The 25,108-nt window shown below is 36.8% G+C and carries 15 protein-coding genes; 13 read left to right on the top strand and 2 right to left on the bottom strand.

Annotated features, from left to right (window positions below; all coding sequences use genetic code 11):
* Window positions 1-6 precede the first annotated feature (6 nt).
* From ACNOGP_RS00190 to ACNOGP_RS00135, 12 genes are all read left to right on the top strand, one after another.
* Window positions 7-1,515, top strand: a complete 1,509-nt coding sequence (locus ACNOGP_RS00190; RefSeq protein ID WP_418213766.1) for a RagB/SusD family nutrient uptake outer membrane protein — start codon at window positions 7-9, stop codon at window positions 1,513-1,515.
* A gap of 112 nt (window positions 1,516-1,627) precedes the next feature.
* Window positions 1,628-4,027, top strand: coding sequence for a sugar-binding domain-containing protein (locus ACNOGP_RS00185; protein WP_418213765.1), 2,400 nt, complete (start codon window positions 1,628-1,630; stop codon window positions 4,025-4,027).
* A 37-nt stretch (window positions 4,028-4,064) separates the two neighbouring features.
* Window positions 4,065-6,455: a glycoside hydrolase family 2 TIM barrel-domain containing protein gene (locus tag ACNOGP_RS00180; protein WP_418213764.1), complete on the top strand. Its 2,391-nt coding sequence runs from the start codon at window positions 4,065-4,067 to the stop codon at window positions 6,453-6,455.
* A gap of 98 nt (window positions 6,456-6,553) precedes the next feature.
* The gene (locus ACNOGP_RS00175) at window positions 6,554-7,951 is read left to right on the top strand and encodes a glycoside hydrolase family 28 protein (protein ID WP_418213763.1); all 1,398 of its coding nucleotides are present in this window, start codon (window positions 6,554-6,556) and stop codon (window positions 7,949-7,951) included.
* Between the two features lie 21 nt (window positions 7,952-7,972).
* The gene (locus ACNOGP_RS00170) at window positions 7,973-9,004 is read left to right on the top strand and encodes a glycoside hydrolase family 43 protein (protein ID WP_418213762.1); all 1,032 of its coding nucleotides are present in this window, start codon (window positions 7,973-7,975) and stop codon (window positions 9,002-9,004) included.
* Window positions 9,005-9,017: 13 nt separating this feature from the next.
* Complete coding sequence (locus ACNOGP_RS00165) at window positions 9,018-10,799, top strand: hypothetical protein (RefSeq protein ID WP_418213761.1); 1,782 nt, start codon at window positions 9,018-9,020, stop codon at window positions 10,797-10,799.
* Between the two features lie 10 nt (window positions 10,800-10,809).
* Window positions 10,810-12,249: a sialate O-acetylesterase gene (locus ACNOGP_RS00160; RefSeq protein ID WP_418213760.1), complete on the top strand. Its 1,440-nt coding sequence runs from the start codon at window positions 10,810-10,812 to the stop codon at window positions 12,247-12,249.
* Between the two features lie 31 nt (window positions 12,250-12,280).
* On the top strand, window positions 12,281-13,828 hold the full coding sequence (locus tag ACNOGP_RS00155) for a right-handed parallel beta-helix repeat-containing protein (RefSeq protein ID WP_418213759.1): 1,548 nt from the start codon (window positions 12,281-12,283) through the stop codon (window positions 13,826-13,828).
* An 8-nt stretch (window positions 13,829-13,836) separates the two neighbouring features.
* Entirely contained in the window at window positions 13,837-15,285 is a 1,449-nt protein-coding gene (locus ACNOGP_RS00150) for a hypothetical protein (protein WP_418213758.1), read from the top strand.
* A gap of 85 nt (window positions 15,286-15,370) precedes the next feature.
* Window positions 15,371-19,282 carry a two-component regulator propeller domain-containing protein gene (locus tag ACNOGP_RS00145; RefSeq protein ID WP_418213757.1) on the top strand — a complete coding sequence of 1,304 codons (3,912 nt, stop codon included), beginning with the start codon at window positions 15,371-15,373 and terminating at the stop codon, window positions 19,280-19,282.
* A 22-nt stretch (window positions 19,283-19,304) separates the two neighbouring features.
* On the top strand, window positions 19,305-21,560 hold the full coding sequence (bglX, locus tag ACNOGP_RS00140; protein ID WP_418213756.1) for a beta-glucosidase BglX: 2,256 nt from the start codon (window positions 19,305-19,307) through the stop codon (window positions 21,558-21,560).
* 76 nt (window positions 21,561-21,636) lie between these two features.
* On the top strand, window positions 21,637-22,692 hold the full coding sequence (locus ACNOGP_RS00135) for a winged helix DNA-binding domain-containing protein (protein ID WP_418213755.1): 1,056 nt from the start codon (window positions 21,637-21,639) through the stop codon (window positions 22,690-22,692).
* Here ACNOGP_RS00135 and ACNOGP_RS00130 read toward each other — a convergent pair.
* The gene (locus ACNOGP_RS00130) at window positions 22,689-23,405 is read right to left on the bottom strand and encodes an HAD family hydrolase (RefSeq protein WP_418213754.1); all 717 of its coding nucleotides are present in this window, start codon (window positions 23,403-23,405) and stop codon (window positions 22,689-22,691) included. The two genes, ACNOGP_RS00135 and ACNOGP_RS00130, sit on opposite strands and share 4 nt — an antisense overlap.
* 165 nt (window positions 23,406-23,570) lie before the next feature.
* On the opposite strand from ACNOGP_RS00130, the gene ACNOGP_RS00125 reads away from it, so the two are divergent.
* A complete protein-coding gene (locus ACNOGP_RS00125) occupies window positions 23,571-24,629 on the top strand; it encodes a DUF2027 domain-containing protein (RefSeq protein WP_418213753.1) in 1,059 nt (352 codons plus the stop codon).
* Between the two features lie 69 nt (window positions 24,630-24,698).
* On the opposite strand, the gene ACNOGP_RS00120 is transcribed toward ACNOGP_RS00125, so the two are convergent.
* On the bottom strand, window positions 24,699-25,055 hold the full coding sequence (locus tag ACNOGP_RS00120; protein WP_418213752.1) for a hypothetical protein: 357 nt from the start codon (window positions 25,053-25,055) through the stop codon (window positions 24,699-24,701).
* Between the last annotated feature and the right edge of the window lie 53 nt (window positions 25,056-25,108).

Raw genomic sequence — 25,108 nt, 5'->3', positions numbered from 1 at the left:
TTCATTATGAAAAGGATAAAAACACAGTTAGCAATACTCATGTTGGGCTTGAGTGCTTTTTTGCTTTCTTGCTCAGACTTTTTAGATCAGGAGAATCCATCCGTTGTTTCTGTAGATACATATTGGAATAACAAGGAAGAAGCGGAAGCAATGTTGGCAGGCTGTTATAATGTGCTTCAGCAACAAGGATTGTATTATAATTATTATAATAGTTGTGATCCGCGAGCTTTGGACGGGTTTGGAACTACAGACGGAAATAGTGGATGGTGGTTTTGGTCACCGGCAGAAATGGCATTAAGTTGGGGAAATCAATCACCTTCTCATGAGTTGGTAGATGTAGTTTGGAAAGCATGTTATAAGGGTATAGCCAGATGTAATGAGGTAATTTACTATGTCCCCCAGATGGGAGAAGAAAAGATTGCACAAGCAGATGCGGATCGAATTTTAGGAGAAGCAAAGTTTTTGCGTGCATTTTATTATAACTATCTGACTTCATTATTCCGGGATGTGCCTCTTTCTAAAGAACCTACTTTAACAGGATATATACCTATAAGTTCAAAAGCCGATATTGTAGATTTTATAACGCAAGAGCTGAAAAGGGTTGCAGAGTCGGATGTTCTTCCGGTCACAGTGGCAGCAGAGGAGCGTGGAAGGGCAACCAAAGGAGCTGCGTGGGCTTTGTTATGCCGCATTTATTTATATAATGAAAAATGGACAGAAGCGGCAGAAGCTGCAAAAGAGGTAATGACTTTAGGGTATGAGTTAGAAAATGATTACCTAACTTTATTCAGTGAGGCAGGTAACACAAGTAAAGAAGTGATTTTTTCGGTGAGATTTAGTGCAACTGCAGATGGAACAGATAATCAAATGAGAGGTTTTCTTTCTACTCGTAATAATGAGGATTTCTTTACTCCTATTGTTGTTAACCAAAATTTGATGGATGAATATTATGATATAAATGGAAACTCGATAGCAGAATCGTCATATTCAACGGATGAATTGAAGGAAGCGGAAAACAGAGATCCAAGATGGAGATATAATTTTGTTTTTAAGAAAGCTGATGATGGCGGAATAACAGGATATATTAATAAATATCAGGATTATACAGTGACAGAGAAGAATGCCGATAATCAAGATTATTATGTGATACGTTATGCGGATGTACTTTTAATGCGTGCTGAAGCATTGGCAATGGTAAATAGTAGTGGAAATAAGACTGAAATAGAAGGATTAATTAATCAGATTCGTGATCGTGTAAGTGTTGGAATGCCCCATGTAACGGATGCGGAAATAACGAATGCAGGAGGACTTCTTAATGTTATTAAGCACGAACGTAGAGTGGAATTGGCATTTGAAGGACATCGTTATTTTGATTTGAGACGTTGGGGAGAGTATAACAAACTTACCGAATACAACTATATAGGTGAGACAAAATCTCATGTATGGCCTATTCCTCAAGGGGAGCTGGATAATAATAAATCTTTGGTTCAAGCCGCCGAATGGGGTGGTAAATGATAAATGAAAAGAGGATGTGTTAAAAGCTTGTCATCTTCCATTTTTGCTAATAATACATCCTCCAATTTACATTGAATAGATTTAAATAAACTCTTCTTTAAAAGCGACAAAGATGAAATATAAATATGTCATATTATTCCTTTTACTGACTGTAGGACTGGCAGGGTGTAATAAGAAAATTGAAATCTCTCGTATGGTATCATTTGATGAACAATGGTTGTTTCATTATGGTGATGTGGAAGATGGAGAAAAGAAGATGTTGGATGACTCTCAATGGAGAAAATTGGATATACCTCATGATTGGACTATTGAGGATATTCCAGGTACTACTTCTCCTTTTGATTCTACAGTAGTCAATGGCGTATCTTCCGGCTTTACACGAGGAGGAATAGGATGGTATAGAAAACATTTTGTTGTAGATGAATCCCAACTCGGAAAAAGATTTTATATCCGTTTTGATGGTGTTTATATGAATGTTGATGTTTGGGTCAACGAACAGTATGTTGGTAATCAGTACTATGGATATTCTACATTTGGATATGATATTACAGATTTTATAAAGCCGGGTGAAACCAATTTGGTGGCGGTGCAGGTAAAGACAGAGGCTGTGACTTCTCGTTGGTATTCAGGATCTGGTATTTATCGCCATGTATGGTTGGTTGCCACTTCTCCTTTGTGTATTGATAATTATGGTACGGTTATTACGACTCCGCTTGTTTCGGATCAAAAAGCTGATGTGGTTATAACTTCAACTTTGGTGAATTATACAGGTAAAGATACTAAAGCAGTTGTCAGGCAAAAAATAGTAGATAAGGATAAAAAGATTGTTGCCCAAGGAGAAAAAGAGTGTAAAATAAGAAAAAGAGAGAAAGTTGCTGTAACACAGAATTTAACGGTTGTGCATCCGTTATTGTGGTCAGTAGATTCTCCGAACTTGTATTCTCTTGTTACGGAAGTGATACAAGACGGTGATAGGATGGATTGTACGGAGGAAACTTTTGGAATACGCTCCATACAGTTTGATGCGCAAAGAGGGTTTCTACTAAATGGGAAGGTATTGAAATTAAAGGGAGGTTGTATTCATCACGATAATGGACCTTTAGGAGCAATGGCGTTTGATCGGGCAGAGGAACGAAAAGTGGAACTGCATAAAGCTGCAGGATTCAATGCTCTCCGTATGGCACATAATCCTCCATCACCGGCATTACTGGATGCATGTGATCGCTTGGGAATATTGGTTATTGACGAAGCTTTTGATGTTTGGAGATATGGACATTTTAAAGAAGATTATTCAAAACATTTTGATACTTTATGGAGGGAAGACTTAAAGAAAATGATTTTACGGGACCGCAATCATCCTTCTGTTATCATGTGGAGTATCGGTAATGAAATTAAGCATAATGAGACAGAAGAAATGGCATTACTATCCGGAAAGTTGGCGGACTATGTGCGCTCTATAGATAATACACGCCCTGTAACTGCAGGGGTAAACGCTGTATCAGAAAAGAAAGATGCGTATCTGAACACTTTGGATGTTGCGGGTTATAACTATTCTCCGAATGAATATGTGTCAGGACATCAACGCCATCCTGAACAATTGATCTATGCATCAGAATCATACTCAAGTGAAGCGTATGATTATTGGAAAGCTGTAGAAAAATATAATTGGATGATCGGTGATTTCGTATGGACTTCATTTGATTATATCGGGGAAGCAAGCATTGGCTGGAATGGATATTATCTGAAACAAAGTTTTTATCCATGGTATATGGCTTATTGCGGGGATATTGATATGTGTGGTATAAGACGTCCGCAATCATACTATAGAGAGACTTTGTGGAGCGGTAAACCTATTACTTATATTAGTGTAACTCCGCCTGTTCCTTCATTTCCATTGAATCCGAGAAAAGAACTTTGGAGTGTATGGGATTGGCCGGATGAAATTGATTCCTGGAATTTTGAGGGATATGAAGGTAAAGTGCTATCAGTGTGGGTATATACCCAATGTGAAGAAGTGGAACTTTTTTTTAATGGCGAATCACTCGGATGTAAAAACAATACTGCCATAACAAAAAATAAGTTAGGCTGGAAAGTTCCTTATCAGAAGGGAGTATTAGAAGCTAAAGGGTATGTCGATGGTAAAGAAGTGACTACTTCTATATTAAAAACAGCAGGTTCTCCTGTAGATATACAATTGACTGCTGATAAATCAGTACTATCGCCTAATGGTCAAGACTTGAGTTATATATCTGTGGCATTGGTTGATGCTGAAGGTTCTATCAGTCCTGTTGCAGATGATCTTGTGCACTTTGATGTTTCGGGTGAAGGTACATTGATAGCTGTTGCCAACTCAAATCCGATGAGTACGGAAAGTTTTCGTACAACATACCGTAAGGCATGGAGAGGGAATTGTCTCGCTATATTAAAATCAGGGAAAAAGGCTGGTAACATTCATTTGAAAGTGCGGGTGGATGGCTTGCCTCAAAAAGAGATAATTATCAAAGTCAAATAGAGGAACGATGAAATTAGGAAGGTATTTTATAACATCTATGATATGTGGGATTTTTCTTGTTGCGTGTTCAGCACAACGGGATGATGAGATACGTAAGTTGAGGTTTGATGATGATTGGTGTTTTCATTATGGAGATATACCGGTTTCTGTCGTGTTCCATTCAGATACGGTGCAATGGAGAGCTGTTGATATACCGCATGACTGGAGTATAGAAATGCCTTTTGTAAAAAGTGAAGGAGGGATAGCGGTTGGGCAAACACAAGGTGGAACTGGCTGGTATCGCAAAATATTTAAAATATCCGAAACAGAGCCATCCGAGCGTAAATTGCTCTATTTTGAGGGGGTGTACATGGAGTCGGAGATCTGGTTAAATGGGAAAAAGGTCTTTTATCACCCGTACGGGTATACTTCATTCTATTGTGATATTACAGAATTTTGCAATCCTTCCGGACAGGAAAATGTTCTGGCAGTGAAGGTTAAGAATGAAGGTGAGAATAGCCGTTGGTATTCGGGGAGCGGCATATATCGCCATGTATGGTTGGTGACTACCGGGCGGTTACATTTGCATGAGTGGGGAATATTTGTTACGACTGAAATCCTTTCGGGAAACAGGGCGAAAGTGAATGTTGCCGTTGACGTTTCTAATCAGTCTGATAAAAATACAGATGCAGTTCTTCATGTGATTGTTAGAAATGATAAAGGGGAAGTTGTTGGTGAAGACACCTCAATATGTACATTGAAAGAAAATAGAACAGCAACGGTATATCATTCAATTTTAGTGGATAAACCACAATTATGGTCAGTGGATACTCCTGTTCTTTACACTGCTGATATAAAATTGCTTTCAGATGGAATATATAAAGATATATTATCTATCCCTTTCGGAATTCGCAGTATTTCTTTTTCTGCAAAAGAAGGTTTGCTGTTGAATGGTGTTCCGGTTAAATTGAAAGGAGGATGTGTACACCACGATAATGGATTATTAGGGGCGGTAGCTATTGATCGGGCGGAAGAAAGAAAAGTAGAATTGTTGAAAGCAAATGGATTTAACGCTGTGCGGTGTGCTCATAATCCGCCTTCAGAAAAGTTTTTGGAGGCTTGTGACCGTTTGGGACTTTTAGTAATCGATGAGGCTTTTGACCAATGGCAGAAACCTAAAAACAAGAATGATTATCATCGTTTTTTCAATGAATGGAGTGAAATAGATTTAGCGTCTATGATACTTCGTGACCGTAATCATCCGTCTGTTATTATGTGGAGTATTGGTAATGAAATACAGGAACGATCGGATTCAGTCGGAGTGGAAATTGCTCAGAAACTGAAAAGTATAGTGAAGAAATATGATGCTACACGTCCTGTTACAGCAGCAATAAATGATTATTGGGATAACCCGACTTTAAAATGGGAGGCTTCTTTCAACGCTTTTGCTCCTCTTGACGTCTGTGGCTACAACTACATGTGGTGGGAATATGAAAATGATTCCAAAAGTTATCCTGAACGAATAATATACGGGAGTGAAACCACTGCAATGGAGCGGGCGGTGAATTGGGATTTGGTGGAGAAATATCCTAATATCATTGGTGATTTTATATGGACTGCTATTGATTATTTGGGTGAATCCGGTATCGGACATGCTATAAATGTGAATAAGGGAAGTAAGAATCCACCACAATTCTTGGACTGGCCATGGTTTAATGCATGGTGTGGTGATATTGATATTTGTGGTTATCGGAAACCACAGACGGCTTTACGCGATGTTTTGTGGGGAAATAAAAAAATAGCCATGCTTGTACATCTTCCTGTTCCGAAAGGACAAGAGGAAAGAGTTAGCTATTGGGGATGGCCGGATGAAGAATCTAGTTGGAACTGGAAAGGAAATGAAGGAAAGGAAATGAATGTGAAAGTATATTCCCGATATTCCTCGGTGCGATTATATTTAAATGATATGTTATTAGGGGAAAAGAGTATCGTTGATGAAGGACTTGATAAATATTCAGCACAATTCAAAGTGAAATATATTCCGGGAACCTTAAATGCTGTTGGGGTAGATGCCGGTATTGAAAGAGAAGAGTGTACTTTGACAACATCTGGAATTCCGGTAGAAATAGATGTAAAAGCGGATCGGCCTATTTTACAGGATACGAAGAATGATCTTTCTTATGTCCGGATTGAATTGGTTGATAAAGAAGGAAATATTGTTTCCGATCAGGATTGTAAAGTTGAATTGAGTATAAGTGGAAAAGGACGAATCTTGTCTGCCGGCAATGCTTGTCCTACGGATATGGAAAGTTTTCGTTCATTAAGTCCTATGACTTACAAAGGAAGGGCTTTGGCGATTCTTCAACCGAAAGGAGGGAAAGGATGCATAAGGCTGACTGTCAAGACAGAGAAATACGGCAAAAAGACCATTACCATAAATGTAGAATGAGTGATATATTTTTGAGAGTAAGCTTGCTTTTTCTTCTGTATAGTGCTCTTAACACAGAGACTTACGGAATAAACGTAACGGAGACTTCTTCCTATGAGGTGAGTATTAACGGAGTAAATAAACCTGTTAAGACTTATTGGCAATTTGATATTCCGCTACATGCTGTTCATGCTGTTTTAGATGTACGGTCAGCCTGTATAAAAATAAAAATCAAGGAAGAAATCCGTAGTTATCAGATAAGTCCGTTAAGTCGTGGACTGAAAGGAGAAGTCACAGGAAAAGAACTTGTTTTCTGCGTAGATAAACCGGAGTATCTAATTATAAAGATTAATGAATTAGCATATTTATTCTTGATGATAGATAATCCGTTGGAGGATATACGACAAAATAAGGAAATGCACATTCGGAACGTATTGGACTATGGTGTCGATGGGACTGGTAAGAATTTATCTACTTTTTTACTTCAGAAAGCCATTAATGAGACTGCACAAAAAGGTGAGGTACTTTATATTCCGGAGGGGGTATATGTGACAGGACAATTGAATCTGGTAAGGGATGCTGTCATATATTTGGCTGACGGAGCGTGTATTAAGGCTAGTATTAATGCGGATGATTTTCCTGATAAGGCATTACTGTATATAAATCATGCCAGAAATATAAAAATAATAGGATATGGAACAATTGACGGATCCGGATATACCGGATTGCGTAAGAATGGCGGACAAGGGTGCCATCTGATATATATGTATGAATGTCAAAATGTTGAAATTGATGGTCCTTTATTGCTTGATCCCTGTTTTTGGAATGTAAGGGCATTTAAATCAAAGGAAGTACATTTGAGAAATATAAAAATATTGAATAATAGACCTTATGAAAATTGGAATAATACAGATGGTATTGATTTCGACTCTTCTATTGATTGTTCTGTTAATAATGCTATTCTTCATTGTGGAGATGATAATTTGGTTGTGAAAGGATTAGATAGTGAGCGGGTGTTTAATACGGAAAATATATTGTTTGAGAAAGTGGTTACTTTAAGTAATTCTGCTGCAACAAAGATTGGAACGGAAACTTGTGTAGAGTATTTTAAGAACATAGTATTTAAAAATATTGATATAGTAAAGTGTAAACGTGCTATGGTGATTAATGCCTATGATTCGGCGTATGTAAAAAATATCGTTTTTGAAAATATAAATGTGGAGGCTTTTGATTATAAAGGTGTGGAAGTACCACGGATTATCGACTTTGAGATAACAGATACTTCATGGCGCCCATGTCTCGGAAATTGCAGGATTGATGGGGTGAAAATCAGGGATATTCATATTTATCCTGATGTTCAGAAAGTGTGTTCACAACTTCTTGGAAAATCGAAACCGTATTCAATAAGAGGCGTTTCTATAGAGAATTTACGAATTGGAAGGCATTTAGTTCATCGTCTGGAAGATATGAATCTAAAGATAAATGAATATGTTTTTGATTGCGAGATAAAGCCATGAGATTGATAATATTAAAAAAGAATGAGTATGCATAAAAAGAATTTATTGTTTTACAGTTTATTTGCTTGTTTGTTTGTTTTCTATATTAGTGCATGTACGCGAACACACCATTCTGGAATTGTTCCGGGTGCTGTTTGGTATGATACGGAAGGCAATCCTATCAATGCCCATGGTGGAGGAATCATGTATCATGACGGAGTATATTATTGGTATGGCGAATATAAAGGAGATTCTACCTATCTTCTTGATTGGGTGAAAACTTGGGAGTGTTGGCGTGCTGATGCTGGAGGAATATCCTGTTATTCTTCTAAAGATCTTGTGAATTGGAGTTTTGAAGGGATTGTTTTGCCAACTGTACCACAGGATACCCAGTCTGATCTGCATCCTTCACAAGTGATCGAACGTCCTAAAGTTATTTTTAATGATAAAACGAAAAAATTTGTGATGTGGATGCATATTGAAAGTCCGGATTATGAAAAAGCACATGCTGGTGTGGCTATTAGCGATTCTCCAACTGGTTTGTTTACATATCTTGGCTCTTTTAAACCGAATGGGGGAGATAGTCGTGATCAGACTATTTTCAAAGATGACGACGGACGAGCTTATCAGATTTATGCATCAGAATGGAATAACACATTATATATTGGTTTGTTGAATGATGAGTATACACAACATACAGGTGTGTATACCCGTAATTTCATCAATCAATCTCGTGAAGCTCCGGCAGTATTCAAACATCGAGGAAGATATTATTTGATTAGCTCCGGTTGTACAGGTTGGGACCCGAATATTGCTGAATGTGCTGTAGCTGATTCTATGTTGGGTGAGTGGCGAGTTATAGGGAATCCCTGTATAGGAGAAGGAGCTGATAGTACTTATAATGCACAAAGTACCTTTGTGTTTCCAATAGCTGGACGTGACGGACAATTTGTAGCAATGTTTGATCGTTGGAATAAAACGAATCTGATTGATTCGCGTTATGTTTGGTTGCCTCTCATATTCGAGAAGGATAAGCCTGTAATAGAATGGAACAAGGAGTGGACTTTAAATTAGAAGGGTATTAACGATGAAGAGAATAAGAAATTGGGTATGTATATTGTTTCTGTTTGGAAGTTTCTATACAAATTTGATGGCAATAGAATTACCTGAGTTTAGATGCCCTTTAGCAACGGGGCTCAAACGACCATTGACTGTTTATAATAATTGGTCGGCCTACGATGAGTTATCTGATAACATTCCACAAACGGAAGAACTGTGTATGAGGATGCTGGATGAGATGATTCGTTTGAAAAAACAGGGAGTACAATTAGATTGTTATTTAATGGATGCTTTCTGGTTTGATGTAGATGGAGGATATCGGAGTTGGCATAAAAAAAATTGGCCTGAGGGACCGGGTAATTGGTTGAAGAAGTGTAAGGAAAATGGGATAATCCCCGGACTATGGTTTTCTACTAATCTGATTCAAAGTGGCGGTAAGCCCATGTTGAATTTAATATCGGAGTGGGCGGGTTCTCAAACTTCGGATAAGGCAGTATTAAGCCTTTTCGAGGGAGGTTATCTTGAACATCTGATGGAAACATTGCGGATATATACGGATATGGGATTTAGAGTATTCAAATTCGATTTTGCGTATTTTGATGCTGCCTCCGATTGTGCAAAAGCAACAATGCTTCCGACAAAAATCATAGAGGCTAATAAGCAAGCTTTTATTAAAGCTATAAAGAAATTCAGAATTAAAAATCCTGAGGTGATTTTTATTGCTTATAATGGATTTGGTGGTGATATGGAAAATACGGTTGCTCCCTTTCGCAAGACGGTTGATTCCCGTTGGTTAGAAATATTTGATACGTTATATTCAGGAGATCCGAGATTTTCGGATGTACCTATGATGAATATTTGGCGTTCACAAGATTTATATAGTGATCACATGGTTTGGCAGTTTGCTTTTAATGGATTGCCTTTATCTCGTATTGATAATTGTTCTTTTATGATAGGAGAGACAGGAACTTGTTACAAAAGAGGTATTGCAGCCTGGAAGAGTTCGTTAATTCTGAATCTAGCTCGTGGAGGTTGGCTGAATGTGTATCATGGAAATATTAATTTGCTGAATGACACGGATGCTCGATGGTTTGCCAAGGTACAAAAGATATATTTGGAATTACAACAGTTTGGACGAATCTCACTTATGGGAGGAATTCCCGGTAAAGCACAAGTCTATGGATATAAAGCTACTTCTGTTGATGGTTGTTTATTTACTATTGTTAATCCAGCGCAATCCGAGTGTGAAATTGAGTTGTTGTCTGATGTTGATGGGGAAGGACGAATACTTTTTACGGATAAGGGATTTACTCCCAAACTAAAAGGTAGAAAACTAACATTAGGGGCGGAACAGATGGTAGTTGTTGGATTAGGGCGGTATGCGGCCAAACAATATGATTTAGGTATTGAAGAAGGTGTATTGATACCTCGCCGGATAAAACAGTTGGTCATGACTTCTCGAATTAAAGACAAACATACTGTTGAAGGACAAGTAGCAGATGTTTCGGATAATATACGTATCGTCTTTAGTCAACTTGACGGAACTGGAAATCCGTTTCGTTCGTGGGGGGGAGGATTACCTGACGGAGTAACAATGGGTGAGTATTTTAAGATAAATGCAAAGCAAGGTGAACTAAATATCCCAGTGAAGATCATTTATGATAAGGTGATTTGGAGTGGTTTGTCATGGGCTGTTGGAGAAATTGATAAAAAAGATTTAAAATTAGACTGTCCTTTGAAAATAATTTGTTGGTCGAAAGAGGGAGAAAGTAAAAATTTTAAGATTGATATTTATAATGTAGTCTATTAAAAAATAGGATATGAGAATACTAAATTTACTAATTGTATTACTTGCGTTTACACATATTTCAGCTGTCGCGCAAGATTTGAGAATTGCTGCTATTTTCTCTGATAATATGGTATTACAGCAACAAACTTATGTACCGCTATGGGGGTGGGCTAGGAAAGGTAGTAAGGTTAGCATAACGACTTCATGGGATGATAAAACTTATGAAACGGTAGCTGATAAAGTAGGGAAATGGAGGCTGAGCGTTGAAACTCCAGCTGCAGGTGGTCCTTACTCAATTAATGTCAGTGCTTCCGAAACAATAAATTTGCAAAATGTATATATTGGTGAAGTTTGGTTTGCTAGCGGACAGTCTAATATGAGTATGAAATTGAAAGGGTATAAACATCAACCAGTGATTGGCTCGACAGATGCAATTCTTCAATCAAAGGGAAAGAAAATTCATTTTATAAATATTCCTGAACTAGCTGCTTATAAGCCTTTGGAGGATGTGAAGAACACTAAATGGGAAGTGGCTTCATTGGCTACTACAGGTGAATGTAGTGCTGTTTGTTGGTTCTTTGCAGATTTGCTGAATCGGCAACTAGATGTACCAATCGGTATTATTAATGCTAGTTATGGAGGTTCTAATGTTGAAGCTTGGATGTCAGAAGTTGCATGTAACGAATTTGCGGATATTGTGGTGCCTCCGAAGAGTGATGAAACTTCTCCTTGGATAGGAAATGTGGCGACTTTATTGTATAATGGTATGATACATCCGGTAGAAGGATATGGAATAAAGGGATTGTTATGGTATCAAGGAGAATCCAATATTTTTAATGTACCTAGATATGCTCCTTCAGTAGCTGCAATGGTGAAAGATTGGAGAACAAAATGGAATCGGGGAGATTTACCTTTTTATTTTGTTCAAATTGCTCCCTATGATTATAAAGAGTGGAACTTCTTTACTCCTCAATGGCCGGAGATTTCTGCCTATCAGCGGGAGGCGCAAATGAAGATACAGACTCTTATTTCTAATTGTGCAATGGCGGTGACTTTGGATATTGGAACAGAATTCCAGATTCACTCTCCTCATAAGAAAGAAGTGGGAGAACGTTTGGCACTATTGGCTTTAACTAAAACTTATGGGATGAATGGCTTTGAGTGCGAAAGTCCTGAATATGAACGAATGGAAATAAAAGGGGATAAGGTAATTCTTTATTTCTCTAAGCAGTTTATGGGATTAACTAGCTATGGGAGAGAATTAACTCTTTTCGAAATTGCAGGGGAGAATAAAGTATTTGTGAAAGCTGATGCTTATATTGATGAAGGAAAAGGAACGGTAGTAGTATCTAGCAGATTGGTAAAAGAACCGAGAGCGGTACGTTATGCATTCAAAAATTATGTATCTGCCGAACTTTTTGGTACAGGAGGATTACCTGTTTCTTCGTTTAGAACAGATGACTGGGAATAAATAATTAATTGAACGACAAATTTGGATAATTATGAAACTTATTTTAAAAACTTTGCTATTATCGGTAATAATTAGTCTGCTAGCATGTACCCAACAGACTACTACTACGAATTATTATTTTGACTCAGAAAATGGCAATGATGCTAATAAAGGGACAACTTGCGAACAAGCATTTAAAAGTCTGAGTAAGTTAGATGATCTCTCCATTAATGCGGGAGATAGTATTTTGTTGAAGTCTGGAAGTGTATTTACTGAAAAATTGTATTTCTCGGGTAAAGGGGAGATGAATAAACCTATTGTCATAGGCAAATATGGAGGTGAGGCAATGCCCCATATCAAGGGAGATGCAACAGAACTGGCGATGGTTCATATTTATAACTCAGAACATCTTGTTATCCGGGACTTGGAGATTTCTAATAAAGGGGAAAAAATACGTCCTCGTTTAAGCGGATTGTTTGTGGAAGTTTATAATTATGGGAAAGCGGAGGACATAACTATTGATAATCTTTTTATTCATGATGTTTACGGCTCTCTTATAAAAGGTGAAGGACATGAACATGAAGATGCAGGAGGTGGACAAGCTATGATGTTAAGAAACTTCAGGGATGACGGAACTGATTCTATTCCTTCATATTTTGATGGATTACTCATACAAAACTGTTTATTGAAAGATTCGCAACGCAATGGTATCATAATGTGGGGTAATTGGATTAGAAAACAATGGTTACCGAATTTGAATGTAATTATTCGTAATAATGTACTGGATGGTATACCCGGTGATGGGATTGTTCCTACGGCATGTGATGGAGCGATTGTAGAATATAATATAATGAAGAATTGTCCTTCGACTTTACCAGCTACAGAAGCATGTGACGGGATATGGCCCTTTTCTAGTGATAATACGGTGGTACAGTATAATATAGTAAGTGGGCATAAGTCACAAACAGATGGTTATGGTTTCGATTCAGACTATAATTGTAGAAATTCATTGTTTCAATTCAATTTGAGTGACAATAATGAAGGAGGCTTTTTGTTACTCTGTAATTCAGGGGGATGGCCAGAAGATTGGAGTGCAGGAAATACAGGTACAGTAGTAAAATATAATGTTAGTATAAATGATGGCATCAGAAAACACATTGTGCGTGAGAAAAAGACAGAACATTATTCTCCAGTGATTCATATTACAGGTCCTACTCGAAATAGTATTATTGAGAAGAATCTATTCTATATATGTGAAAAGGAATCTCAGCAGATGGACAAACGTATTGTACATTCGGATGACTGGCGGGGATATGCAGACAGCACTTATTTTCAGAATAACTATATTTGGGTGGAAGAGCCGAATATAGCTTTTGATGCTACTCACTCAACTAATAATTTTATAAAAGATAATTTATATGTAGGCCCATTACAATATACTGGTAGGGGGTTTAGAAAATATGATGGTAAGTTCGATAAAAAGATGTGGTATGATGCAGAAGATGAGAATTGGAATAAGTTGATTGAGTTTGTGAAAGATAAGAAGGTTATGATCAGAGGGAAAGAAATTTCTGTATTAGAAATAATCGGCTATAATTAAAGAGTATAATGAGAGTAGTAGGTAATTTGTTTTTAATCTTAATTTTTATAACAGGAAGCTATTCTTGTGATTATGAACCAACGGATATTGTTACTTTGGCTGTCTATCCGGATAGTGTCATTAATGATATAGCTGATCATCCTTTAGGGATAAATTTGAATTTCTTTATGGATGGTGGACGTTTCACGAATCCGGAACATACTGTTATAGAGGCCTTATCGGATATGAAAGTGAGATATTTACGCTATCCGGGGGGTGAAAAATCCGATTTGTATATGTTTAGTATTCCTCCTTATGAACAATCGTACCCGACAGTCAGTCGTACGATAGGCCTAGACGATTATCCGGGAATGTTTATGTCAGATGGGTCTTATATATTTGATCCATTAGATTTTGATGAATTTATGCAGATATGTGATACATTGGGGGCTGAGCCGGTAATTGTAGTTGCTGCTGATCGCTATCTGCTTCCTATAGAAAAAGGGAAGCGACCAGCTCAACGTAGTGAACTTATCAATCATGCGGCAGAGTGGGTGCGCTATGCTAATATAAAAAAGAAATATGGTATTCGTTATTGGATGATCGGTAATGAAAGCTGGAATAATAACAATCTTAATTCTACTGCAGATATTTACGCACAGGATGTGATAGATTTTTCTAAGGCAATGAAGGCTGTAGATCCTTCTATTTTGATTATACCTAACGGAAATAATGAGGCGTTTTTCAGAACAGTAATAACTAAGGCTGGTGATTATATAGATCGGTTATGTGTAAGTAATTATGGTGTTTTCGATTTTGACAAAGGCTATCAAACATATAGTGACTCGACAAAATGTTTGATATGGCCAGTGCAAACAGCATTGAATGCAATGAATAAATACGGAACGGAAGAACAATTGAAACGTTGGAAAATGATTGTTGCAGAATATGGAACGATTGACTGGGCCGGTTTATGGAAAGGAGTTAATGATATGGGGCATGCTATTGTGACATTTGATATGACAGGACAATTGTTGATGGAACCTCAAATAGAATTTTCTTGTTTCTGGAATACACGTTGGATAGAAAATGAAAATTCAAATACCGATTATGATGCTTTGGATAAGGATGGAAATTTGAATCCGACAGGGGTCGCTTTGAAAATCTGGAATACTTTTCTCGGTACCCAAATGATACAAAGTGAGTCGTGTGATTCTGTTATTACTTATTCAAGTATAGATCGGAAACAAAATAAATTATTTGTGTATGCTATCAATAAGCGGGGAAATGTATCTAAGGTAAAATTTAAGACGGCTTCATGTAAGTTGGGAACATTAGTACAAATGTGGGAGTATTTCGGAACTTCTTCGAATGATTGTTCACCGGTTTGGCAAAAAGTTACGGGTATTAATGAAAAATACATTGGATTGAAAGGATATTCAATAACGGTTTTAGAATACAAACTTGATTATAATTAACTTTATCATTATATAGTAGTTTAAAAAAGATAATTATATTGCACTGGATTGATTAATATTCTCTTTTATTCTTATTCAGAACTATATGAAGCGTTGTGTTTTTATACTATTTGTCATTGTAATGTCACTTTTGTCTTTTGCACAGGAATCTATTCATTATACTACAATGAATGGATTATCTGGCATTGATGTAACTGCTATTTGCGAAAATGAAAATTTTTTATGGATAGCAACTAATGATGGTTTGAATCGTTTTGATGGAAAATCGTTCAAAGTGTATAGGAGTGATAACACAACTAAGAATAGTCTGACAGAAAATAATATAGAAACTTTGATGTTTGATTCAAACGGACTTTTATGGATCGGGTTAAAGACAGGAGGAGTGGATATTTTTAATCCTCGAAAAAACAAATTTACTCATATCAGTGAAATTGTGAAAGAGTATCCTCAACGTGTAATTTCTATTTACGAAGATTCACGGAGAAATATCTGGCTAGGAAGTTGGGAAGAAGGATTATATCAGTTGACTCCGACTGAGTCAGGAGAATTATCATATCATGTTGCCAAGCATTATCCGCGTAACATCGTTTCGAGCATTTTAGAAAAGCCGACTGGTAAATTGTGGATAGGAACTTATTATGGCTATTTTTTGTATGATATAGAGCGTAAGAAAGATATAAAACTTGATGAAAATCATTATGCTGTTACTCAATTTTTGGATACTGGTGAAAAAAATGCTCTATGGTTTTCTACTTGGGAAGATGGATTATGTAAGGTCGAATGGAATGAAATATTTTCTGTAACAACTAGGAAGGAATTGACTAAAGAACCGGGTGATATTTACCGGATTTTTCCATCAACGGATAATAGACTTTATTTAGGAACATGGGGAAATGGGGTTAAACTTGCTGACATGCAATCTCGTATTTTATCTCAGTCGTTGCCGATAAATGCCCCTGTTATATTATCATTTTTTCGAGATAAATATAATAAACTTTGGATTGGAACTTACGGTACCGGTCTGTATTGCTTAGATGACAGACATCGAGGGATAGATAATTTGTCACCTATAAATAATAAAAAAGCCGCTGCTTATGTTCTACGAGGATTTGATAATCATCATCTGCTTTTAGGAACTCAAGGAGATGGGCTCTATTTGTATGATCTTAAAAGTCGTAGATTTTATTCTCAATCGATGAAAAATACAAGTAGTTTTTTTCATCAATATATATTGTCCTTATACAAGGATGATGAAGTCTTGATTATAGGTAATGATGATACTGGAATTCAATATGTTCCGTTGAATAAAGGAAATTTTGATAAATTTCATTTACGAACATATTATATAGATAAAAATTTTGGAAAAGTAACCTCTATATTTAGGAGTAGTGATTCTATTTTTTGGATTGGAACTAAACAATTTGGATTATATTCGATGAAGTATGATTCTGTAAATAAAACTTTTACAGAACGTATTCATTATGATTCGTTTGGAATGGATGAAATAACAGGGTTTGCAGAAACAGCTGATAACCAGATATGGGTTTCATCACATCGTGGAATTTATCTGTTCAATCCGATAACTAAAAAGGCACAGAAAATAGAGAAGAATCTATCAGAGATGGTGTATAGTCTGGCAGATGATTATAAAAATAAATGTTTGTGGTTAGGAACTTCTGGAGGTTTGAGAAAGTTGGATTATTCAGGGGAAGCTCGGGTGGAGAATCCTTTTTTTACGGAAATGTTACCAGAGGGAGCTATTCGTGATGTGATAATGGATACAGAAAATAATCTTTGGTTTTCAGTTTCTAACCGTATCTTTTGTTATACAAACAATACTGAGGAATTGAAAGAGATAAATCTTGGAGCTATAAATACACAGATTTTATATTCTTCAGCTCGTTGTCAGATAGGAAATAAACAGTTTATTGTATTTGGAGGAACTGATAATTTATTGTTTATCGATTCACAAAAGGTTTTAAATCAGCCTAATCATACAAAGATACTATTAACAGAACTGGAAATAGATCATCAGGTGGTAACAGTTGGGCAGAAGATTTATGGTAAGGTAGTGTTGGACGAGGCTACCGAGTATACACATTCCATTACTCTATCTCATCTTTGTAAATGGATAAGTCTGTCATTTACGGAAATAGGTTGGGATAATTATCATAATAGTTATCAATATCGGATAAAGGGGTTTACTGAAGATTGGCAATATTTGGATTTGGCAAAACCTATAACATTTTCTCAGTTGCCTCCGGGAAATTATACCTTGTTAATCCGTCCTACTACGACGCCTTTTGATACCCAAGATGAAACGTTTTGGAATTTGGATATTATTATTACTCCTCCGTGGTGGAAAACGAATATCTTTTATTTTGTTTTAGTTATAACTATCTTGTTGTTATTGACAGGCTTGTTCTTTATTATTAGAAATCATTATAAGAAACGCCAATTGCATCGGTTTCGTGAGATGGAAAAAAGAAAGAAGGAAGAGGTATTGCAAGAAAAGGAGAGCTTTTTTACTGGATTATCACATGATTTGTTGACTTCTTTTTCTTTAATATTAGCTCCTGTTAGTGACTTATTGAGAGATCGAAGTATGAATGAAGAACAAAAAGAGAAATTGAATATTATATCGAAAAATGCTGATTTTCTTTCAGATATATTTAGTACAATTCTTGATTTTAAGCGTGCTGAATTAATAGATAAAGAGGTGAAAGAGAAACCTGTTGAATTAGTGGCTTTTGTTCGGATTATTGTAAATGCTTTTGACTATTTAGCCAAGTCTAGTGGTATAGGTTTATCATATCGTTCGGATGTTCCTAATTTGGTTGTAGTTATTGATACAATCAAGCTAGAACGGATTCTCTATAATTTGATTAGCAATGCGCTTAAATTTACTAAGCAAGGGGGAATGGTAGATATTATTTTATCTTATACGGAATCGTCACAATATTTTTCGATACAGATAAAAGATACTGGCATTGGAATTGGATATGAAAATCAGAGTAAAATTTTTGAAAAGTTTTATCGGGAAAATGAAGGAAATAATTCGCGGGGACTAGGACTCGGATTGTACACTACACGTAAGTTCTTACAAGTGATGGGTGGCGATGTTGCGATTCAATCTGTACCTCAAAAAGGGACTACAATTACAGTGACTTTTCTAGCTAATCGCATAGAAATAGCACCTGATAGAGAAGAATTGGGAGCGGATAATAATGTTTTTACTGTATTACTTGTGGAAGATAATATGCAGATGCAGGAATATTTGAGAAAAAAGTTGTCTGCCCATTTTGATGTTGCCGTAGCTGCTAATGGAATAGAGGCGTTAGAATATATAAAAAATAATTTGCCAGAACTTGTTATTTCGGATGTGATGATGCCTGAAATGGATGGATTGGCTCTTTGTTCGACTATAAAAAACTCTTCTATGTATTCTGATATATTTGTGATTTTATTGTCTGCAAAATCTTCGTTAGAGGATGAGATTCTAGGGTATAAGGCTGGAGCGGATTTTTATTTGAAAAAGCCATTTGACCCAGATATACTAATCAATCAAATGAAGAATGTGTATGCAACTCGTCAACAACGTAGAAAACAAATTATTTCAGACTTGTTATTACCACAGGAAGAAAATACAGGGTTTCATCCAAAGAATGATTTTTTGAATAAGGCTATTAAAATTATAGAGGAGCATATTATGGATGAGGATTTCAAAATTGATGAGTTTGCTGCGGAAATGAACCTTAGTAAAACTATTTTGCATCGTAAGTTTAAATTAATGATTGGAGAAACTCCTAATGTGTTCATTAGGAACATCCGTTTAAGGAAAGCTGCCAATATGCTTAAAACGACCAATCTTTCTATTTCAGAAATTGCTTATATGACGGGATTTAGTCAAGCCCATTATTTTATAAAATGTTTTAAGGAATTGTATCAGGATACTCCAAAGAGTTTTAGAATACATAGTCAATCAGAGGAAAAATAATTAAGTTTTTAATGAGGTGTATATGAAAGAGAAAAATAAAAAAATGAAATTTAGATGTTTTGGTTTAGTTTGTTTGTCATTATGTATGGTACTATGTCATGATATATATGCCCGACAACATGATTATAAGAAAGTAGTTGAAAAATTATTAGAACAAATGACATTGGAAGAAAAAATCGGTCAAATGAATCAAGTGAGCTTTGATGGTTTGAGTGATGAACTGCTCCAAAGAGTTGAAAGAGGAGAGATTGGTTCTTTGCTGAACGTTACTGATCCTAAAGCGATTAATGTTCTGCAAAAGGCTGCGGAAAAAAGTAAACATAAGATTCCATTAATTATTGCACGTGATGTTATTCATGGTTATAAGACAATTTTCCCTATTCCTTTAGGGCAAGCAGCTTCTTTCGATCCGGTAGTGGCAGAGATTGGTGCTCGTATAGCTGCAATAGAAGCTTCGGAACATGGTATAAAATGGACTTTTGCACCGATGATAGATATTGCCCGTGATGCTCGTTGGGGAAGGATTGCCGAGAGTTTGGGAGAAGATCCTTATTTATCTTCTCTGATGGGAGAAGCCATGGTGAAAGGATTTCAAGGAAATGATTTGATAGAATCGAATTCTATCGCAGCTTGTGCAAAACATTTTGTCGGATATGGAGCTGTAGAAGGGGGAAGAGATTATAACAGCACAAGTGTTACTCCGTATGCTTTGAGAAATACCTATTTGGTACCCTTCCAAAAAGCGATAGACGCAGGAGTACTTACTGTAATGACTTCTTTCAATGATAATGATGGAATACCTTCATCTGGTAATGAATATCTTTTAAAGCAAGTTTTACGGAAAGAGTTGGGCTTCAACGGACTGATTGTTTCAGACTGGAATTCTGTGGGAGAAATGATAACACATGGATTTGCTGTTGACGGAAAAGATGCAGCTAGGCTTGCTGCTAATGCCGGATTGGATATGGAGATGAATACTGAACTATATGTCAAATATTTGAAGCAGTTAGTTGAAGGAGGCAAAGTAAGCGTTGCTGATATTGATACTTCTGTACGTTATATTCTGAATATAAAATTTCGTCTGGGACTATTTGATAATCGTTATTTGACTGTATCCGACAAAAGTACGATTTACTCGGAGGAACATTTGAGGGCAGCTAAAGAAGCAGCATTGAAATCTGCTGTGCTTTTGAAGAATAGTAATTCTACTTTACCGCTTAAAGAAACACAAAGGATTGCTATTATAGGGCCTATGGCCGATGCCCCTTATGATCAGTTAGGAACATGGGTTTTTGATGGAGAGGCTGATCATACGATAACTCCGGTTAGAGCTTTAAAAAATATTATGGAGTATCAAGATATTCAATATATTTATGAGCCTATTTTACAAAAAACAACAGATAATGATACGGTTGATTTTAAAAAGATTAAGCAAACGGTTGAGAATGCTGATGTTGTAGTTGTATTTGTAGGAGAAGAATCAAGGCTTTCCGGAGAGGCCCATTCTTTGTCTGATATAAATTTAATAGGTCGACAGTCTGAGCTACTGAAGAAAGTAAAGAATATTGGGAAACCGGTAGTGGCTATTGTTATGGCAGGACGACCTTTGACTATTGAACGTGATTTACCTTATGTGGATGCATTGTTATATTGTTTCCATCCGGGAACAATGGGAGGCCCTGCTATTTGGGATTTGTTATTTGGATGGGTTAATCCTAGTGGAAAGTTGCCGGTTACATTTGTCAGAGAGGTAGGGCAAATTCCTTTATATTATAATCATAATAATACAGGGCGTCCTGCTCCTAACTATGTGAGAACGCTTTATGACAAGTCGGATGAGAAGCAAAGTTCGGTAGGAGATGTCTCTTGTTATTTGGATTCGGGGAGAGCTCCCTTATTTCCATTTGGTTATGGACTATCATATAGTAAATTTGATTACTCCGATTTGACCCTTTCCAAGAATAAGATTGGAATGCAGGATTCTCTTACGGTGAGTGTTACATTAAAAAATAATAGTAATATTGATGGAGTAGAAGTTGTTCAGCTATATGTAAGGGATCTTGTTGGTTCTATAATTCGTCCGATAAAGGAGTTAAAAGGATTTCAACGTGTTAGTATAAAAGCAGGTGAGAGTAGGGTTGTACGGTTTACTTTATGTCCTGATGATTTAGCTTTTTATGGTATAAATATGCTTTGTAAACCTGAACCCGGGCAATATACAGTTTGGGTAGGGGGAAGTAGTGATGCTGATTTACAGGAAAACTTTTTATTGGAGTAACACATTTGTTAACTTTTACGGCTGTTTTTAATGAATAAACTCTATATTTGTCCTGTAATATAGAATTATTAATAATATGAATATACCTCGTATTCGTCTACTGAACCAGCAGCTATTGAACCCGCTTTTTCGTAATCCAAAAGAATTGGTTTCTTGGATGGGAGCCATGCAGGCGCAGAATTATTCCATGGTAAAGTGGGCAGTAGGAATGCGTTTGAAGTCGGCAACGATTCAGACTGTGGAGAAAGCGTTATGCGAGGGTGAGATTTTGAGGACTCATGTAATGCGTCCGACATGGCATCTGGTAGCGGCAGAGGATATCCGATGGATGTTGAAACTTTCTGCCGAGCGTGTGATAGCTGCCAATGAATCTTATGCGAAAGGGCATAATCTGGATATCTCCGAAGAACTTTATGCGAAAAGCTATCGGTTATTGGAAAAGATTCTTAGTGGGAAAAAGAGTCTGACAAGGCAGGAGATTGCTGAACATTTTAGCCGTTTGGGAATTGTGGCGGATAATCATCGTATGACCCGCTTTATGACACGTGCGGAGCAGGTGGGGATTGTATGTAGTGGGGAAGATAAAGGAAGTAAATGTACGTATGCGCTTTTGGAAGAACGTGTTCCGCCAATGCCCGAACTGACAAAAGATGAATCTTTGGTTCGTTTGGGCAGAAGCTATTTTCAGAGTCATGCTCCCGCTGTTTTACAAGATTTTGTCTGGTGGTCGGGACTGCCTGTTACTGAAGCACGGCAAGCTATCTATCTGATTGATTCAGAATTGACTGCGGAAGAATGGAATGGACAGACATGGTATATTCATGAAGATTGCCGGACTCGCGGAAAAGTCTTCGGAAGTTTACATCTTCTTCCTTCTTATGATGAGTATTTGCTTGGGTATAAAGACCGGACAGACGTTTTGCCTAAAGAGCATTATGCAAAAGCATTTACGAATAATGGTCTGTTTTATCCGGTTGTTCTTCATGAGGGGCAGGTGATAGGAAACTGGAACAAGGGCCCTCAGAAGAAAAGTATATCTATCGAACATACATGGTTTCAGCCGGAAACTTTTGTAGATGAGGTTCTATTAAGTTGGGCAAAGGAAAGGTATAAACAGTTCATTATGGGTTAAAAATGAACTGTTGCTGTATCCGTAAGCAAAGGCAATAAATCGTCGAATCTTTTAATTTGTTTCATACGTTCGTGTGTAAATGTGTCTACTACCTCATGTTTCCACATTACTTCAAAAGGAATATGTATTCCGTATCCGCCGAGTGTAAGCACAGGTTGAATATCCGATTTTAACGAATTTCCCACCATTAAAAGTTCGGAAGGGGTAATTTGTAGAATGTTCAACATGCGGATATACTCTTTTTCTGTTTTGTCGGACATCACTTCGATGTGATCAAAGTAAGGTGATAATCCGGAACGTTCCAATTTGTTTTCTTGATCCAGTAAGTCTCCTTTAGTGGCAACTACAAGCTTGTATTTTCCACTCTCCTTCAGCGTTTTAAGCGTATCTTTTACTCCGGGCAAAAGATCGATTGGCAGTTGGAGCAACGATTTGCCCAGATGAACAATCTTCTGAATGTCATTGGCGGTGATTTTTTGTTCGCTTATACGTAATGCGGTTTCAACCATAGAGATGGTAAAGGCTTTAGCTCCATAACCGAGTAATTTCAGATTTCCCATTTCTGTTTGAAAAAGTGCGGCCGAAATTTCTTTCGGAGTCCCATAAGACTTTAATAGGTCTGTATATTGCTTTTCAACTTCCTGAAAAAAAGGTTCGTTGCTCCAAAGTGTATCATCTGCGTCGAAAGCTATGACTTTAATAGACTGATTCATCTTCTGTGATTGTAAAAGAGAGTTATTTGATTTATGAGGCAAAGTTAGAACAAAATATAAATAAGGAGATATCTTTTGTTTTTAAAAGTGAATTCTCCTGTAATCTCATAGAAATATCTATCTTTGTTACTTGTTTTTAGTTTGAACTTAAATTGAATTGAAATAATGAAAATAGGAGATAAAGTACGCTTTCTTAGTGAGGTAGGCGGTGGAATCGTAACCGGATTCCAGGGAAAGGATTTTGTGTTGGTGGAAGATGCGGATGGATTTGATATTCCGATGCCGATACGTGAGTGTGTAGTAATTGAAACGGATGACTATAATTTGAAGCGTAAGCCGACTTCTTCTGCTCCAAAACAAGAGGAACCTGCTAAACCGGTAAAACCGGAGATGCCCGTCATTCAACGCCAGCCGGAAGTGAAGGGAGGAGATACGCTGAATGTATTTCTGGCTTATGTGCCTGAAGATGCAAAGGCTATGATGACTACTCCTTTCGAAACTTATTTGGTAAATGATAGCAATTATTATTTGTATTACACTTATTTGAGTGCAGAAGGAAAAGCTTGGAAGAATCGTTCGCACGGGTTGGTAGAACCTAATACGAAATTGTTGTTGGAGGAATTCACAAAAGATGTACTGAATGATATGGAGCGGGTGGCCGTTCAGTTGATTGCTTTCAAGGATGGTAGGCCTGCGGCTATCAAACCGGCTGTTAGCGTGGAATTACGGATTGATACCGTGAAGTTCTATAAACTTCATACCTTTAGCGATTCTGATTTTTTTGAAGAACCGGCTCTGATTTATAATATTGTGAAAGATGATATACCTGCCAAGCAGGTTTATGTTTCAGCGGAGGAACTTCAGGTAGCTTTATTGCAGAAAAAATCTGTAGATAAACCCAAGTCGCAACCTATTGTGAAGCCTAATCATGGCAGTAAGAATGATATTGTTGAAATAGACCTTCATATCGATTCTCTATTGGATGATACTCGGGGAATGAGTAATAGCGAAATTCTGAATTATCAATTGGATAAGTTTCGCGAAGTAATGGAAAACTATAAGAATAAACGCGAACAGAAAATTGTATTTATTCATGGCAAGGGCGATGGTGTACTCCGGAAAGCTGTTCTTGATGAATTAAAACGGAAATATAACACTTGCCGCTATCAGGATGCCTCTTTTCAGGAATATGGATTTGGGGCAACAATGGTAACCATCAAATGATATAAAAAAGAAGAGAGTGCGGTTCAATAAAGAACCTACACTCTCTCTCTTATGCGTACTAATCAATATTTACTTATTCAGTTCAATACCTTTGTTCATCAAGGTGATGTTCATCAGTGCAGCATATTTTGCATATTGCTCGGCACTAAGTGTTTGCTTCATCAGTTTCAAATTGCCGTAAACAGCATTGCGCAATTTTGCTTCTTTATCTTTCTTTGCTGTTGTGGCTTTTGACATCTGTGTAGAGAAATAATCGCAGATGTATCCTACTTCTTCACTCTGCGCAGAGTTCAAATTTAAATATTTACCTAGTTTATTTACATTGATGTTACCTTCCCATCTTGTAGTTGTAGGTTGATTTTCTCCTGCAAATGTTGTAACAGCAAGGCAGAATACTGCCACTAATGTTAATCCTATACGTTTCATAATACCTACTTTTTTAATTGTTATACCTAAAAACTATTCTTAAAAATAAATCT

This window comes from Bacteroides difficilis (assembly GCF_048319815.1).
Taxonomy (GTDB): Bacteria; Bacteroidota; Bacteroidia; order Bacteroidales; family Bacteroidaceae; genus Bacteroides; species Bacteroides zhangwenhongii.
This window is presented reverse-complemented; position numbering and strand designations above follow the sequence as displayed.